15 protein-coding genes and 1 pseudogene are annotated in these 16,412 nt (G+C 62.6%); 8 read left to right on the top strand and 8 right to left on the bottom strand.

Annotated features, from left to right (window positions below; translation table 11 throughout):
- Positions 1-7: 7 nt before the first annotated feature.
- Positions 8-1,195 (bottom strand): ABC transporter substrate-binding protein, encoded by a 1,188-nt coding sequence (locus tag PWP93_RS28750; protein ID WP_421047065.1) that lies wholly within the window; start codon positions 1,193-1,195, stop codon positions 8-10.
- 614 nt (positions 1,196-1,809) lie between these two features.
- Here PWP93_RS28750 and PWP93_RS28745 point away from each other — a divergent pair.
- From PWP93_RS28745 to PWP93_RS28715, 7 genes are all read left to right on the top strand, one after another.
- The gene (locus PWP93_RS28745; RefSeq protein WP_421047064.1) at positions 1,810-2,862 is read left to right on the top strand and encodes an acyl-CoA dehydrogenase family protein; all 1,053 of its coding nucleotides are present in this window, start codon (positions 1,810-1,812) and stop codon (positions 2,860-2,862) included.
- A 146-nt stretch (positions 2,863-3,008) separates the two neighbouring features.
- Entirely contained in the window at positions 3,009-3,386 is a 378-nt protein-coding gene (locus PWP93_RS28740) for a hypothetical protein (RefSeq protein WP_421047063.1), read from the top strand.
- Positions 3,387-3,406: 20 nt separating this feature from the next.
- A complete protein-coding gene (locus tag PWP93_RS28735; RefSeq protein ID WP_421047062.1) occupies positions 3,407-4,036 on the top strand; it encodes a hypothetical protein in 630 nt (209 codons plus the stop codon).
- A 409-nt stretch (positions 4,037-4,445) separates the two neighbouring features.
- On the top strand, positions 4,446-5,336 hold the full coding sequence (locus PWP93_RS28730; RefSeq protein ID WP_421047694.1) for a transporter substrate-binding domain-containing protein: 891 nt from the start codon (positions 4,446-4,448) through the stop codon (positions 5,334-5,336).
- A 143-nt stretch (positions 5,337-5,479) separates the two neighbouring features.
- On the top strand, positions 5,480-7,858 hold the full coding sequence (locus tag PWP93_RS28725; protein ID WP_421047061.1) for a plasma-membrane proton-efflux P-type ATPase: 2,379 nt from the start codon (positions 5,480-5,482) through the stop codon (positions 7,856-7,858).
- A 153-nt stretch (positions 7,859-8,011) separates the two neighbouring features.
- Positions 8,012-8,335 (top strand): DUF4148 domain-containing protein, encoded by a 324-nt coding sequence (locus tag PWP93_RS28720; protein WP_421047060.1) that lies wholly within the window; start codon positions 8,012-8,014, stop codon positions 8,333-8,335.
- Between the two features lie 91 nt (positions 8,336-8,426).
- Positions 8,427-8,783 carry an STAS/SEC14 domain-containing protein gene (locus PWP93_RS28715; RefSeq protein ID WP_421028297.1) on the top strand — a complete coding sequence of 119 codons (357 nt, stop codon included), beginning with the start codon at positions 8,427-8,429 and terminating at the stop codon, positions 8,781-8,783.
- Positions 8,784-8,819: 36 nt separating this feature from the next.
- Here the strand turns inward: PWP93_RS28715 and PWP93_RS28710 are convergent, their stop codons facing one another.
- The 3 genes and pseudogenes from PWP93_RS28710 to PWP93_RS28700 all read right to left on the bottom strand — a co-directional run bounded on the left by PWP93_RS28710 (position 8,820) and on the right by PWP93_RS28700 (position 10,554).
- Complete coding sequence (locus PWP93_RS28710) at positions 8,820-9,665, bottom strand: MBL fold metallo-hydrolase (RefSeq protein WP_421047693.1); 846 nt, start codon at positions 9,663-9,665, stop codon at positions 8,820-8,822.
- 19 nt (positions 9,666-9,684) lie between these two features.
- Positions 9,685-10,011, bottom strand: a complete 327-nt coding sequence (locus PWP93_RS28705; RefSeq protein WP_421047059.1) for a hypothetical protein — start codon at positions 10,009-10,011, stop codon at positions 9,685-9,687.
- A gap of 7 nt (positions 10,012-10,018) precedes the next feature.
- Positions 10,019-10,554, bottom strand: a pseudogene (locus tag PWP93_RS28700) (sugar ABC transporter).
- Between the two features lie 174 nt (positions 10,555-10,728).
- On the opposite strand from PWP93_RS28700, the gene PWP93_RS28695 reads away from it, so the two are divergent.
- Positions 10,729-11,634 carry a LysR substrate-binding domain-containing protein gene (locus PWP93_RS28695; protein WP_421047058.1) on the top strand — a complete coding sequence of 302 codons (906 nt, stop codon included), beginning with the start codon at positions 10,729-10,731 and terminating at the stop codon, positions 11,632-11,634.
- Positions 11,635-11,653: 19 nt separating this feature from the next.
- On the opposite strand, the gene PWP93_RS28690 is transcribed toward PWP93_RS28695, so the two are convergent.
- From PWP93_RS28690 to PWP93_RS28675, 4 genes are read right to left on the bottom strand one after another with little or no spacing between them, the layout of a single operon-like run.
- On the bottom strand, positions 11,654-12,778 hold the full coding sequence (locus tag PWP93_RS28690; RefSeq protein WP_421047057.1) for a cupin domain-containing protein: 1,125 nt from the start codon (positions 12,776-12,778) through the stop codon (positions 11,654-11,656).
- A 23-nt stretch (positions 12,779-12,801) separates the two neighbouring features.
- Positions 12,802-13,806 (bottom strand): low-specificity L-threonine aldolase, encoded by a 1,005-nt coding sequence (ltaE, locus tag PWP93_RS28685; RefSeq protein ID WP_421047056.1) that lies wholly within the window; start codon positions 13,804-13,806, stop codon positions 12,802-12,804.
- A gap of 16 nt (positions 13,807-13,822) precedes the next feature.
- Positions 13,823-15,226 (bottom strand): amino acid permease, encoded by a 1,404-nt coding sequence (locus PWP93_RS28680; protein WP_421047055.1) that lies wholly within the window; start codon positions 15,224-15,226, stop codon positions 13,823-13,825.
- 37 nt (positions 15,227-15,263) lie between these two features.
- Entirely contained in the window at positions 15,264-16,403 is a 1,140-nt protein-coding gene (locus tag PWP93_RS28675; RefSeq protein ID WP_421047054.1) for an aminotransferase class V-fold PLP-dependent enzyme, read from the bottom strand.
- Positions 16,404-16,412: the final 9 nt, after the last annotated feature.

The following is a 16,412-nucleotide window of genomic DNA, read 5'->3' as shown; positions in this document are numbered from 1 at the left end:
CGCGGGCTCACCACGGCACGCCCGGATAGACGGGTTTCGCGGTGGCGTACTGTGCCGGCCAGACGAGCGCGAGCTGACCGTTGGCAGCGAACTGGCCCATGTGCGCGACGTAGTGCGGGTTGTCGCCGCGCGCATCGAAGCTCACCTTGCCGATGAAGGTGTCGTCGCGTTGCGTGGCGCGCAGCGTGTCGGCAAGGCCGCCCTTGTCGAGCGTGCCCGCCTTCTGCGCGCTGGCGACAGCGTCGAACAGTAGTTGCGCGTAGACGAACGAGGTTTGCGACTGATAGTTCGAAACGGTCTTGAAGAGTCGCTGATAGGTGTCCGAGAAGTCGCGCTGGTCCGCCGAGCGATAGTCGGCGGGTGAGGCAAGCACCGTCGCGCCGTACACGTTGGGCACGAGTTCGGGAAACGACTGCGCCATCTTCGGGCTCGCGAAGGCCCACGGCGCCGCAATCGCCTTGACCTCGGGCTTGAGCACGCGCGAGGCACGCAGAATTCCCACGTAGTCGTTCTCGTAGCCGAGCATGGCCATGGCGTCGGGCTTGTCCCGCAGCTTCACCTTGTTGATGAGAGGCTTGAAGTCGCGAATGGAAGGGTCGTAGGCATGCAGGTACGTCGTCACGCCCTTGGCCTTGAGCGCCGCATCCAGTTGGCGCGCGAGGTCGCTAGTCGCGTCCTTGGTCGAGTAGACGATGGCCACCGACTTCACACCGAGCGTCTCGAAGAGTCCCGACATGCCCTTCGTATAGCCGGGCGTGTTGCTCACGCGAAAGAAGTTCTTGAGACCGCGCGTGACCATGTCGTCGCTGGTGCCGCCCGAGGTCACGTAGACGAGCCCTGCCTTGCTCGCGGCCTCGGAGGCCGGGCCCGCGCAATTCGAGTTCGCCGCGCCCGCGATGGCGACCACGTGCTGCGAGGCAAGCTGTTCGACCGCCGCTATGGCCTTGGCGGGGTTCGACTCGTCGTCGATGGTGACCAGCGTGATCTTGTCCTGAGGATGACGCCGGTTGAACATGTCGGCGGCCACCTGAATGCCGCGGTACATCTCCGTGCCGGCCTGCGCGAGCGGCCCGGTGAGCGGCAGTTCGACGCCCACTTTCCATTCGGAGGCGTGGGCCTGAGCCGGGGCGAAGAGGCCGCTCAGTGCGGCGAGTGCGGCGAATGCCTGCGCGACGCGCGGCTTCAAACGGGTCATGTCTCCTCCGGTGCCTCGAGGGCTTTTGTGTGAAGGCTTACCGTATCTTTTTATTTCGCATATCGAATCATTCTGCGGTGGCCTCGGTCCAACGGGCCGACTGGCACACCGGGCTTGCCACTATCGAACAGGTGCCAGTGTGGTCGAGCGCCGCCACGCTAACAATTAGTTTTCGGAAAAGCCGGCGTTCGGCTCGGTGGAAGTCGGCAATTGCCCCTAGGTGCGTGCCTGAGGGTGGCCGTTGCGCCCTACAGCCAAGGGAAAACCCTCGGCCGCGTTCGGCACCCGCATCGACGCCGCCGATCAATTGCATACGCAACTACTGCACGCACATCACGTCATTTCCAATTTCGAAATGAACTGATGCGCGAATCGGAACGGCCTGCGCGTATACCCCGAAGCTTCGCTGCCGCGCCCGAATTCCCTTGCGAATCAATGAGAATTCGTCGTCCCAGCAATGAAGCAAGGCCTTAAACAAAGCATCAATCGCGGCAGCGCCGATTTTTCCCGGTTGATTCGCCTTGACCGCGATTCTAGAATCGGACGGACTCGGGCAGCGCTCGCGAGCCTCCCGCAAAAAATGCTGGAACGACGCCAACCCAGGGGAGATGCAAATGGACGACATGCTGACCGCTTCGGCGCAAGCGGTGCTCGCCAGCCTCTGCACGCCGCAATTCGTGCGCGGCGTGGAGGCGGCGCACAACCGCCGCGCGGGTCGCGAACTCTGGCGGCAACTCGAAACACTCGGACTGCTGGACGCGCTCGTGCCCAAGGCGCAAGGCGGCGCCGACTTGCCGCTCGCCGAGGCGGCTGGCGTGCTGTTCGCGTTCGGCCAGCACGCCTTGCCGTTGCCCGCCGCGCACACGATGCTCGCGCGCCATCTGCTGGCTGCCGCACAGGTGGACGCGCCACGCGGCCCGATCGCGCTGGCGATTGCCGACTCCATGCAACGCATGGCCTTCGTGCCCTATGGACAAGTGGCCGACGCGGTCGTGGTCGAGACTGCGGCAGGCGTCTATCTCGTCTCGCTCGACACAGCCTGCGTGGAGAAACACGGCGACGGACTTGACGCGACTGTGCGCTTCGATACGCGCACGGCACGTACGCTGCCCGCGCGCGGCATCGCCGAGTTGGGCGCGCTTGTGACGGCCGCCACAATGGCGGGCGCGATGCAGCGCGTGCTCGACATCACGGCCGACTATGTAAACGCGCGCGAGCGGGTTGACGAATCATCCGGCAAATGCGGCAAAGTCGAAGCGGCGCAGCAGCAACTGAGCGCGATGGCGGGGCACGTTGCCGCCACGCGCTCGGCTGCGCAGATGGGCTGTGCCGCGCATCGCAGCGGGCAGCAGCGCCTCGCCACCGCGATTGCCAAGGCGCGCGCAAGCCGAGCGGCGCCGCTGGTCGCGAACGGCGCGCATGGGCTGCTGGGCGCGATGGGCATTGCCGCGAAGTTCGATCTGCAGCTTTATACGCGGCGCTTGCATGCGCAGCGCCTGCAATATGGTTCGGAATCCTTCTGGGATGAGATTGTGAGTGCGCAGGCGGTTGATCGCTGCGAAGATGCATCGGGTATCTTCGATGCGCTCGATGAAGCGGCTACGCCGTTGGCGCTTTCGAGAACGCTTTCATCGAATCGCCCGCAGCAGGATCTGTCTGCGCGGTAGTCATATGAATGCGGCTCCGCAGTCCATAACGCCACGACGTCGGTTCCGAAATGGCGCGGATTTTGGCTTCAGCCACGGCACCATCGCCGATGGCCGGCCGCCCGCAGACATGCTAGGCTTTCCTCCAAACAACTCCGGAGACTGCGATGCCGTTCATCTGTGAAAACGTTGAATGTCGTGCCGTGCTGGCTCGTGGGCAGGTCCGACTCAGTCGTGACGACGAGGCGTGGTTTTTCTACTGCCCGGACTGTAACGCGAGGAACGAGTTAAACAATATCGGGGCGCCCGGAGGCCCTGTACAGTTGGTTCAGCCGGAAAGACCCGGCCTTCCGCACAAGGTGGTTGCGACAGCACGACCATTGGAGGACGGCAGGTACGCGGCGCAGTTGCGCGTTCAAAGAGCACTCGGCATCAACGGAACCTACGCGGTCGAGGAGCACTGGGAGCAGCTCGGTGTATTCCTCAACGCGCAAGAGGCCGTAGCGCACGCGAATTCTTTCGCAGCTGAGCTGCTGAAGGCCTAGGCGTCCCTGGCTTTCACGGCATGCGCCGGCAACACGCATTCGCCCTGGCTCCGGCCTCGCCGGCCGATCCAGGCGCGTTGCGTTTGCCTCCCGCGATCTTGCTGGCGTGCTTCAGGTTTCCCCGCTGGGAGAAGACCATGCAACCTGGAATGATGGCGGCACTATGCGGCTTGCTTTTCGCTTCCACGACCGCCATTGCGCAAGAGACGCATATCGCCGCATTCGATGCACCAGCGAGCGGGAACAAGTACACGCAGCAGTATGTCCTCGACGTCGGTGACGTGCCCGGCCACAAACTGCGGCTATACGAGCTGGTGCGCAATTACGGCGGCAAAGACCAGACAATCGAAGGCATCGTTCTGAAAGAAGCCGTCATCCGCGCCACCAGCGATCTGACCGATCTGAACGGCCTGGGACGCAGCTATGTCGAATACCGAATGGAGAACGGCGACAAGATTTTTGCGCGTGGATATTTCCTCAACCACAAGCTGCCAGACAGCAACCGTCTGAAGAACCTCACAGAGTTGGATATCACCGGCGGTACCGGCAAGTTCCGCGGTATTCGCGGCATCGTGCGCGCAGAGACAACCTCCGACTCCAAGACCTTCAACCAGAACCATACCGAGTTCGAATACTGGTTCGAGAAGTAGCCGCAAGGCTGCCTCGAGTTCGCGAACGCCTTGGTGAATCCGATTTCTGCTCCAGATTCGAGCAGCCGCGCATCATTCTGCGGCTGCTAAGGTTCGACAACGCTCGACGATAGTTCCGGCACAAATCCGACGATTTCCATGGGGACGCCGCACGATCGCCCGTGGATTTCCGAACACCTTCCCATTTCGCGATGCCTTGAATGGCCGGCGGCAAAGACGGCTTTTCAACGGGAAAGAAGCCATTGACCTGAATCAATCGGATACCGTCAATGGGACCTTATGGTGGGTTACGAACCGAATCGACTGCTGCTCGATGGGGCGCGGAGCGCGTTCGTCCCGCCTGCCGAGCCGCTACGATTCGTACGAAGAACGTACCACCAAGCGCTCATATCGCGACCCGGGAGGCATCATGATCCATCAACCCATTGCGGCGCTCGCCGCAGCGTTTGTCGGCCTTGCCGCATTGACGGCCGCTCGGGCCCAGACATTGGACAAGATTGCGCGAACCAATCAGATCGTCGTTTCGTATCGGGAATCCGCGGTCCCCTTCAGTTATCTGCTGACGCCGCATAAGGCGGTTGGATTTTCGGTGGATGTGACCGAAGCCATTGTCGATGACGTCCGAAAGACACTTCGAAAGCCGGACCTGCGCACCGTCTACATGCCCGTCACCGGGCAAAACCGGATTCCGTTGCTCGTCAACGGCACCGTTGATCTGGAGTGCGGATCGACGACAAATACATCGACGCGCGGCAAGGACGTCGCATTCTCGATCAACTACTTCTATGCCGGCACGCGACTGATGGCCAAACGCGAATCACATATCGGTGATTACGCGGGTCTCGCACACAAGGTCGTCGCGACCGTCGGCGGCAGCACCAATGAGACGGTCTTGCGCCGCCAACTCAACACGCAGCGCATCGAAGCGGACGTGGTGCTCGCAAAGGATTACGCCGAAGCGCTGCAGGACGTTGCGAACAATAGAGCGGCGGCGCTCGCACTCGACGACGTTCTGCTTTATGGGCTACGTGCGAACGCAAGCGACCCGGATACGTGGGAAGTCGCCGGCGAGGCGCTGCAGATCGAGCCATACGCGTGTATGGTGCGAAAGGATGATCCGGCGTTCAAACGGCTCGTCGACGGCACGCTGACCCGGCTGATGAAGAGCGGCGAGTTCACGCGCCTGTACGCAAAGTGGTTCGAATCGCCTATTCCACCGCGCGGCGCAAACCTCAAAATGCCAATGAGCGCCGCGCTGAAGGCAAACCTGAGCGCGCGCAGCGATCGCCCCGCACAATGACAGATCGCGCGCGTCTTCACTTCGCGCAGAACAGGCGCAAATGACCGCAAGGGGCTGGCGTCGCGATATGCCTCGAGGGTGCCCGGCGCATGTCGCGCCCGCACCGGACAGCGCACCCCAACCATCGCTGACCAGGCATCACGATGACAATCGCCGCCGGACCTCGCGCTGACGCCGCCGCAGCCCTGCCGACCACCGCCCGCGCGACGGGACTTGCGTCGGCCGAGGCGCAACGCCGCCTGCAATTATTCGGCGTCAATGCCATCGAAGAGGTTCGCACGCCGCGATGGCGCCAGCTTCTCGGCAAGCTCTGGGGCCCCGTGCCGTGGATGCTCGAAGCGGTAATCGCGCTGCAGGTGATGCTTCATCGTGGCCAGGAGGCGCTGGTTATCCTGTTTCTGCTCGCTTTCAACGCCCTTGTTGCCTTCGTACAGGAGCAGCGCGCGCAGGACGCACTGACTTTGCTGCGCCGGCAATTGCAGGTCAACGCGCGCGTGCTGCGCGACGCGCATTGGAGCCGTCGTCCCGCCGCGCAACTGGTTCCCGGCGATGTGGTGCGCGTGCGGGCGGGCGACATCATCCCCGCAGATCTCGCGTTGTTCGATGGAGCCGTGACGCTGGATCAGTCGGCCCTGACCGGCGAGTCTCTCGCCGTCGACGCCGGTCCCGGGCAGCCCGCGTACACCGGTTCGATCGTGCATCAGGGCGAAGCCAGCGGCGAAGTGATTGCCACCGGCTCGCGAACCTGCTTCGGGCGGACCGCGGAACTCGTGCGCACGTCCAGCGCGCCCAGCCATATGCAACGCACGATTTTCTCGATCGTCAAGCGCCTCGTCGCTTTCGACCTCGTGCTCGTGGTGCTGGTCGTCCTTTACGCCGTCACGCATGGTCTGCCGTTGGGCGATACCGTGGTGTTCGCATTGTTGCTGCTCGTCGCGTCCGTTCCGGTCGCCTTGCCGGCGACCTACACCCTGGCCACGGCTATCGCGAGCACACGCCTTTCAAAACAGGGGGTTCTTGTCACGAGGCTGCCTGCGGTAGAGGAAGCTGCAGCCATGGACACCCTTCTGTCCGACAAGACCGGTACATTGACGCAGAACGCCCTGTCTGTCGTCGGGGTCAAGGCATTGGCTGACGTCGACGAGGGTGCCGTCTTGCGCGCTGCAGCAATGGCGAGCGACGATGCATCGCAGGATCCGCTCGATCTCGCGATCCTTTTTGCCCATCGCAAAAGCGCGCAGAGTGCCCCGGTGCCCGCGCGCGCGCATTTTCAGCCCTTCGATCCGGCAAGCCGATTCAGCGAAGGCATCTACGTCGTCGATGGGCAGGAGTGGCATGCCCTGAAAGGCGCGACCAGCGCAGTATTCGAACATTGCGGTGCCAGCGCGGCGCAACGTCAGGCCGCGCAAGACACGGGAAGGGAGTTGGCCGCTGGAGGCGCGCGCGTGCTCGCGGTTGCGGCGGGTCCAGTGGGCGCGATCCGGCCTGTAGGCCTGATCGGCCTCTCCGATCCGCCTCGGGAGGACGCTGCCGAACTCATCGCCAAACTAGGCCAGCTTGGCGTGAGAGTCTGCATGGCCACCGGAGACGCGCTGGAGACCGCGCGGGCCATCGGACAACGACTTGGGCTGGGCACGCGTATCTGCGTTCCGCGCGAAGACGACCTGCGACATCCCGAAAAATGCGACATCTTCGCCCGCGTGCTGCCTGAAGAGAAGCATGCCATCATCCGCGCGCTGCAACGGGCAGGACACGTCACGGGAATGACCGGCGACGGCGTCAATGACGCGCCCGCGCTACGGCAGGCCGAACTCGGGATCGCCGTGGCCAGTGCCACGGATGTGGCCAAGGCCGCAGCGGGCGTTGTGCTGACCGATCCGGGTCTGAACGGTGTCCTGACCGTGGTCGGCACAGGGCGCGAAGTGCACCGGCGCATGCTTACGTATGTTCTCAACAAAATCGTCAAGACACTTGAGATCGTCGTTTTCCTCACACTGGGTCTCTGGCTCACCAAAGGCTTCGTGATCTCGCCGCGGCTGATCGTGTTGCTGCTGTTCGCCAATGACTTCGTCACGATGAGCATCGCAGCCGACCGCGTCCGACCGGCGACCCAGCCCCAGCGCTGGCGAGTCGGCCAGCTTGTCGGCGCCTCAGCCGTGCTCGCAGCCGTTTCGCTTGTGTTCACGCTATCGCTGTATGGCGTGGCGCGCACCCAGTTTGGGCTGAGTGCCGGGCAAATGCAGACAATCGTGTTCCTGCTGCTGGTATTCACGACGCAGGCCAATGTTTATGTGCTCCGCAATGACGGGCGAATGTGGGCGTTCGCTCCCGGGACGCTCATGGCGTGTGCGAGCGCCATCGATGTCGTCCTGATGAGTTCGATGGCCGTAACCGGAACGCTGATGGCAGCCGTCCGACCGGAACTCGTCGGAGCCTTGATCTGTGCCGTCGTCCTGTTCGCTGTCTTTCTCGATCGGATCAAGAGTGTCGTGTTTCGGCGCTTCATGTTCAGCGGCGCGTAAATGACGCTCGCACGTCATGGAGCCCGGCGGACACCTCCAGCCGTCTAACATCTACATAGCGCCTACAATTTGTGAAAGAACGCACAACGCTGGATCCGGCCGGACGCACGCCACCGCCTGGCGCCAGCGCGTTCAATGCAAAGGACACGCGCCATGAGAAAGCCGCATCCGCCAGGAATACGCTCCGCACTTGCCGCGCTGGTGCTTCTGCTCGCCGGTTGTGTCTACAGCGGCATGCCGCCGCCTTATGCCGGCCCGCACCTCAGTCCAACGGAGTGCCGCGACCTTGCATCGCTGAAGAGCAACGCGCCGCCTACGATGGCGCAACACCAAAGCGAACTCTCGGCGCTGAGGAAAGCGGGTTACGACCCGTCGCCCTGGTTCGACGACCCGTACTATCCGGATGATCTACAAGCGGCGCAGCGCCTGGTCGACTATTGGTTCCAGACAGAGTGCCCGCACCTTCAACCCGGCTGAGAACCGCATGGGAAAGCGGTACCATGAAAACGTTATCGAACGCGAGGCGCATTCGTGCCTGAGCCGCACTCTCCCAAGCCAGGAGTCCACCATGATCCTGTATCACACCACCTCAGATTCCCCGGTCGTCGAAATAACCGTCGAAGGCAAAATCACCGACCACGAATTGCGCGAAACCATCGAGCGCATGCGCAGCGATATCGAACTGAACGGCAAGACCCGCGTGCTCGAACGCATCGAGCATTTCAGCGGCATCGAGCCGAAGGCGCTGTGGACCGACATGACGCTCGGTGTCCCCCTCGCCCGCAAGATCACGCGCGCTGCCGTGGTGGCCGACGCCGGCTGGATTCGTGCATCGATGCATTTGGCGCGGTTCTTTACGAAGGCTGAAATCAAGGCCTTCCACGTCAACGAGCTGGAACAGGCGCGAGCCTGGATCACCGCCTGATCAGGCGGTGGTCACGGCATCGCCGTGCGCGTCGTTTCATGCATCTGTTTCGTAATGCAGACCGTATTCGCCAGTCGTTCGCTTTATTCGCGCGAAGCCGGGCACCCCCAAATGCATGCCAGCGATCAAAATCCCGTCCGCGCTGACCCGCTCCAGAAGCCGCGACCGTGTAGTGGCCGCGAGCGACGGGTTTTGATCGAATGCGATCGATACGTCTGGCCGTTTAATCTGGATGTGAGGAAAGTGAACGATATCCCCCCAGACAAGCACGCCCTGATCGCGTGATTCAAGGAGGTATCCGGTGTGACCGTCCGTATGCCCCGGCAACGGCACCGCGCTGATACCGGGGAGCACGTCCCCCTCAGCGATAGTACGAAGCTTGTCCCTGTAGCTATCGAACACCTGGCGCGCGATCAGGAAATTTCCGCGTGCCCGTTCGCTGGCACGCGCCAGATTTCCGTCATCTTGCCAAAACGCGAGCTCTTGCTGATGAACCACTAGCTCCGCATTCGGAAAAGCCGCCTCTCCGGCCGCATTCATCAGTCCTCCGACATGATCGGGATGAGCGTGCGTGAGCAGGATGGTGTCGATCGTGGCGGGATCCATGCCGGCAAGCGATAAGTTGCGCTTCAGTTGGCCGCCCCACTGCTTGAAGCCTCCCGCGCCACCGTCGACGAGAATGGTGCGGCCCGCTCCGTGCACGACGTAGCAGTTGATATGCACAGCAGTGAGCTCCTTCTGCCCCGCCTCGCGCTGCATTCTGGAAGCCTCAACCGTGTCGATATTCGAAAGAAAATCGAGGCCGGCGTTGAGGTAGCCATCGCTGATTGCGGTAATCGTGAAATCGCCGACTTGCTGACCTGGAAAGGCGAGGGTGGACACCATTTTTTCCTCTGACCCGCTAATTGCGGGCGTGAATGTTCGACGCGGCATACCCAAAACAACGGATGCGCGCCATAAGCCCAGTGCGGCGAACGATAGCGTTCTCCAGCGCATCCATGAACGGGTTCATGACCGCGGACGTGCGTGACGGCGCAAGACGGTATCGGACTTCCACGAAAACGGGATGCCCATGTCCGTGCCGCACTTCCGCATAGACGACGTGCACGTTTTCGAGGTCCGCTTCCAGCACATTCGTACACAGCTCGATGCAGTCGTCGGAAAGTTCGGCAAGGCGCTCATCAGGCGGCATGTGCCCCGCATGAATGTAGAAAGTGACGTTTGGCATTGCAGATCTATTTGCTCATCCCGATCGAAACCGGGCGTGCGCTTGTCAGTTGTTCCGTCATTGGCGTGTACAAGTAAAGGCCTTCCCGGTTCGCGACACGCTGTGCGTTTGGCCGTGGCCATTTCGCGAGCCAACGGTGTTCCGGAAACTTCTCCAGCGCAACCGCTTGCATGGCCAACGGTTCGAGGCCCATCTGGATCAGTGGTTCCGGGCCGCCGGTACAGAGCACGAGTAGTTCGTCGGCACTGACCGCGGGCGCCAGGCCGATATCGCTGTAGAGATTCCGGTGCCAGTCGATGATGTGCTGCTGCCATCCTGCGAAATCGCCGCCGCCTTTCTGGCGATATTCGTCGCCCGTCAAGACGTCGAGACCGTCAATCGTGTGGACGGCCAGGTAGACGGGGCAACCGTCGGTTATCGCCCTGAAGCGCTGCGACGTGTGAAAACCGGTCACCGAGATGAGGGCCGGCAGCTTTTCAAGGCTGTAAAAGTCGTTCCATTCGTGTTCGGATCGGCGAAGCTGCATTCCACGGTGTAGATCATCGGTTCGTGCTTCGTGGTGGACGTATATCCGCCCGCGAAGTCATATTCATTGCAGTGATGTAATGGTAATCTCGCATTTACGGCGCTCATAACGAAATAAAGTCACGCTTTAGTGATATTTACTCAAGGTGGCGCCGAGCGCATTACCAAGTGCATTCAAAGGGCGAGATTCAGATGCGACGCAAGATACCCAGCAATTCCGCGCTTCTGGCGTTTGAGGCAGCGGCTCGGCACGCAAGCTTCGCGCGTGCCGCCGAGGAGTTGGCGCTGACCGAAGGCGCCGTGAGCCGACAGATTGGCCGGCTGGAGGCGTTTTTGGGCGTTGCTCTATTCGAGCGGGTTGGAAATCGGGTTCGGCTTGCAGCCAACGGCACGCGATACGCGGTGCAGGTTCGCGAGATACTCGAACGGCTGGAACGCGACAGCCTGTATCTGATGGGGCAGCCCGTTGAAGGCGCGAGCATCGATATCGCCGCCATTCCGACCTTTGCCACCCGTTGGCTTATCCCTCGGCTCAAGCGTTTTCAGACTCGGCATCCGAACATCACCGTGCATATCGCCGAGCGCATGGAGCCGTTCGTTCTTGCGGGTAGCGGTTTCGACGCAGCCATCCATTTTGAGCACCCCGCGTGGGCCGGGATGCATCGATATCGGCTGCTGGAGGAGGTGCTGGTGCCCGTCTGCAGTCCGGCGCTGCTCGAAGACGCCAGTGCAGACGCATCGCTGGATGATCTGCCACGTCTGCACCGGCGACAGAATCCGGACGCCTGGCAGCGTTATGCCCAGGAGTCCGGCATCGCGCTGACCAACTCGGCGGTTGGCGCACGCTATGACCTCCATGCCATGCTGATCGAGGCGGCGCTAGCCGGCTTGGGTGTTGCGCTGGTGCCGCGTCTTTACGTCGGAACGGAGCTCGAACAAGGCCGTTTGGTCGCGCCCTGGCCCGACGGTAAAGGGGTAGTCAAAAACTTCTGCCTCGTTCTTCCTGAATCCATCGAATCGAGTGCAGGGCCGCTCCAGGCATTTGCGAACTGGATTTTTGACGAAGCCAGAGGCCCGGCGCCTGAAAGCAGCGCCTGAGCACATCACGAGATCGATATCAATCGCCGATCAAAAACTGGTCTGGCAGCGTAACTTCAAGCAACTGGAGATCATCCGAGTAGTGCTCGAATGCATACCGCGCACGACCGGGGATCGTGATGCTCGCATCCGATGCGAGCGCATAACGGTCGCCGTCCACGACGACATCGAGCCGGCCCGACAGCACATAGAAAAAGCACAGTTCGGTGTTGTGCGTCTGCGTCCGGCGCCTCGCCTCTCCGGCAGGCCGCACGACGCGAACCCCGGCTACGCCTTCGGTAGCCGCGCCAATCCCCGTATCCGCCGCCTCAAAACCCGCGATGCGCCACGGCGCCCACCTTGCCGACGCCGCCACGTGACGCACGAAGCGCTGGCCATTGAAATCCCGCAAGGGATGCGTCGCCGGTGTCGGCAGCACCATTTCATGGTCGACCACGGTGATGTGCTCAGCCGGACTGCTGAGTTCGACGACCTCCGCCCCAGCCGAGCTTGCCAGCACGCGATGCCGAATGGTCGGCGGCTGCAGCACGCAGTCTCCCGCCTGCATTTCAAATGGCTCGCCCTGCCCCTCATAGACGACGCGCACCCAGCCCTTCCGGCAAAAGATCGTCTGGAACCGAACCTTGTGAAAGTGCGTGTAGTCGGGAACCGGTCCGCCATCGAGAATACGAATGTGCGATGCGATAAACGCGCCACCGTGCCTCGCCGGCAGCAGATCGCGATAACGAAGCCCGGCCCGCCCGACGTTCCACTGCGCGTCTTCATCCAGATGCGACACCGCGAATTCCTGAATTGTCTCTGGCTGATGAAGTGGTGGATCGTTTGCTTCGAGGCGAATGCGCACCCCGTTCGGCGCAACCAGTTCTCGCGTGCCGGACGATAGCTGGTCAGGATCGTCACACAACACTCGCAACTCTTTGACGCCGTTGGCGAGGCCTACGCCAAGACGAATCGACAGGCCATGCGCGGAGAGCATCGCGGTTGAAGGGTTATCGGCTGGAAAGATGGCGTCGATCCGCAGCCCAAGCGTGCTCTTGAGGAATTCAAGGGTGGGATTCAACTCGTCGCATGCCATCAGTACCTGGCATCGACGCATGCCGGAAATGGGCTGCCGGGTGGATAACAGATCGTCAGTTTTGCTCATGACAACGCTCCGGGAAATGGAGATCAGCGCGTGAAATACTGCTTGACCGCATTAACGAACACGCCAATGTCCGCGCGTGAAACGTCCAGATGCGTGACGAAACGGGAACCATATAACACCTGGGTGAGAATGCCGCGTTTCCGGAGCCACGCTTCGAGCGGTGCGCAATGCGGCTGCGGGAATTGTGCAAAAACCATATTGGTGGCGTGCGACAAAACCTTTACCTGATCGATCTGCGCGAGCCCTTCGGCAAGCCAGGCCGCGTTGTCGTGATCTTCGGCGAGGCGTTCGAAGTTGTGTTCGAGCGCGTAAAGACACGCTGCTGCGAGTACGCCCGACTGCCGCATGCCGCCGCCCAACATCTTGCGCCAGCGGCGCGCCGCTTCGATCACCGCCTTGCTGCCGACCAGCACCGAGCCCACGGGCGCACCGAGTCCCTTCGAAAAACACATCGACACCGAATCGAACGGGGCGCACAGCGCCGCGAGCGACTGCTTCGAAGCAACAGCGGCATTGCAGACACGCGCCCCGTCGAGATGCGTCGACAGCCCGCGCTCGCGCGCGAGTTGCGTGGCCTCGGCGACATAACCCCCGGGCAGCACTTTTCCCCCAGTGGTGTTTTCCAGTGCGAGCAAGCGTGTTCGCGCGTAGTGGATGTCGACCGGCTTGATGGCCGCGGCGATCTTCTCGAGCGGCAGCGAGCCATCGGCTGCGTTTTCGATGGGCTGCGGCTGGATGCTCCCCAGCACGGCCGCGCCGCCGCCCTCGTCCCGGTAAGCGTGCGCGGCCTGGCCGACGATGTATTCGTCGCCGCGCCCGCAATGCGCCATCAGCGCGGCCAGATTGCTCTGCGTGCCGGTCGGGAGGAACAGTCCCGCCTCCTTGCCCGTGCGCTCGGCGACAGTCGCCTGCAACCGAAGCACGGCAGGATCGTCGCCCCAGACATCGTCGCCCACTTGCGCAGCGGCCATGGCGGCCAGCATGCCCCGGCGCGGACGGGTCACGGTATCACTACGCAGATCGATCATGTGGTCGTCTCCCGGATCAGGCGCTGGCGCCGTTGGCTACCACCGACTGCGCCAGCCGTTTGCGGTAGACGAAGTACACGATGGAAACGGCGATCAGCCACGGCACGCCAACGATCCACGAGATGTTCCAGAACTCGGTATCGAGTCCCATCGTGATCAAGATCGCGCTCAGCAATGCAATGCCGGTGATCTGCGCGATCGGGAACAGCGGCATGCGAACCGGCAGCGTGCGGCCTTTCCATGCCTGGCGAAAGCGCAGGTGCGTGGCGAGAATCACGATCCACACGAAGATGCCGCCAAACAAGGCAATACCGAACAGATAGTTGTACGCGAGCGGGCTGAAGAACGACACCGCGGCGGCGGCCAGCACGCCGGCGCCAGAAATTAGCGTGGCGACGAGCGGCGTGCCGTTCGCAGTCAGCGCGCCGATCCAGCGCGGTGCATAGCCGCCGCGCGCGAGCGAGAACAACGTGCGCGAGGACAGGTAGATGTTGGTGTTCATGCTCGAGAGCGCCGCCGTGATCACCACGAAGTTCATCAGCCCCGCCGCGTGCGCAATGCCTGCGTGCGTGAAGAGCTTCACGAACGGGCTTTGCTGGACCACCTTCGCACCGGCTTCCGTCCACGGGAGATAAGCCACCATGATGCCGAGCGCGAGAATATAGAAGAGCGTGAGGCGCAACACCATCGAGCGCAACGCATGCGGAATGGCGCGCGTCGGATCTTTCGCTTCGCCCGAGGTCACGGCCACGATTTCGACGCCGTAGAACGAGAAGATCGCCATGAGCACGCCCATCCAGACGCCGCTGAAGCCATGCGGCATGAATCCGCCCGGCAAACCGGTCAGGTTGTGCAGGCCGACGCCGGGCGACCCCGTGCCGATGCCGAACACATGCGCGAGGCCTACCACGATGAAGCCGAGGATCGCCACCACCTTGATCAGCGCGAACCAGTACTCGAACGAACCGAAGTTGCTCACCGAGCGGCAGTTCACGTAGATCAGCGCAATGCCGAACGCGATGGACCACAGCCACACGGGAATGCCCGGAAACCAGAAGCCCATGTAAAGGCCCACAGCAATGGCCTCGCCGCCGACCGCAACCACTTCGATGACCCAATAGGTATAGCGCACGACAAACCCGGCCCAGCGGCTCAGGTACATCTCGGCGTAGGTGCCGAACGAGCCCGCGGTCGGATGCGCAACGGCCATCTCCGCGAGGCTGAACACCATGATCACGGCGATCAGCGCGGCGACCGCGTAGCTGATCAGCACGCCGGGGCCCGCGTAGCCGATTGCAATGCCGCTGCCCATGAAGAGGCCCGTGCCAATGGCCCCGCCGATGCCGATCATCGAAATTTGCCGCTGCGTCAGGGCTTTGTGCAAGCCCTTCTCACGCGCGGTAATGTTTGTCTCTTCCATGTCGTTATTTCCTTGTCGAATGTATTTCGCAAGCAGATCAGGCTTCCGGTAGCAGCGCCGACAACGTGTCGAGCACGGCATGCGTCGTCAGCGCCCCCGGCGACATGCGCACGGTGCTGCCGCGCGTATCCACGAGCACGCCGTGCTTCGCCAGCGTGGCCTCGAGTTCGTGCGGATCGACGTGCGCGGGAAGATCGGTCATCACGCTGCCGCCGCGCTGCGCATCGTCGCGCGGCGATCGCACCGCATAGCCTTTGGCGTCGGCCAGCGCAATCAACCGATGCGACAGCGCAAGGTTGTGCTCGCGCATGCCGATGGCGTCGGGCGAGAGCCGCCACGCGAGGCCAGGCCCCGACGCGACAAACGGCAGGAACGATGGCGTGCCGCCATCGAAACGCCGCGCATCGGGCGCCAGCGAAAAGCGCGAGAGATCCCAGTTGAAGGGATCGGGCTGGCTGAACCAGCCCTGCACGAGCGGCGCCATATCGCTGTCGATCAGCTTCGGATCGAGGTACGCGAGCCCGGTGCCCGGTGCGCCGCACAGCCATTTGAGCGTGGTCGTCGCGACAAAATCGACAGCCGGTTGCCTGACGTCGAAATCGAGAATGCCCGCGCCCTGCGTGATGTCGACCGCAATCAGGCTACCCTGCGCGCGACCGTGCGCGGCCAGGCGCTTGACGTCGGCGCGCTTCGAAGCAGTCGACGTGACCCAGGTGATGACGGCCAGCGCCACGTCTTCCTGCCAATGGGCAATGAATTCGTCGTCGGTCATGTAGGCCGCGTCCGGCGCGAGCGGCACCGTATCGAGCGTGAAGCCCAGCACCGGTTCGAGCCCGCGCAGCATGTAATGCAGGCTCGGGAAGCAATCCGCGGAGATCAGCACGCGACGTCCAGCCAGACGTTTGCGCCCGAGCGCGCCGACGAAGCGCGCAAATGCATCGGTGACGTTCTCCGATGCAAACACGGCGTGGGCCGGCGCATTGACCAGCGTGGCCCATTGATCGAGCACCTGCCGCCGGGCGGCAAGGCCGTAGTCCCAGCGTTGCAGGTCCGGGCGGCACCAGCTCGATGCAAACGTGTCGAGCGCGGCGCGTACCGCGTCCTCCTGCCCGGGAAACATGCCGACCGAGTGATACAGCAGCCACCCAGAGCGATCGGTATCGGCGGGATGATTCATGAATTGGGT

The organism is Paraburkholderia sp. A1RI-2L (assembly GCF_048957375.1).
In the GTDB taxonomy this organism is placed as follows: Bacteria; Pseudomonadota; Gammaproteobacteria; order Burkholderiales; family Burkholderiaceae; genus Paraburkholderia.
This window is presented reverse-complemented; position numbering and strand designations above follow the sequence as displayed.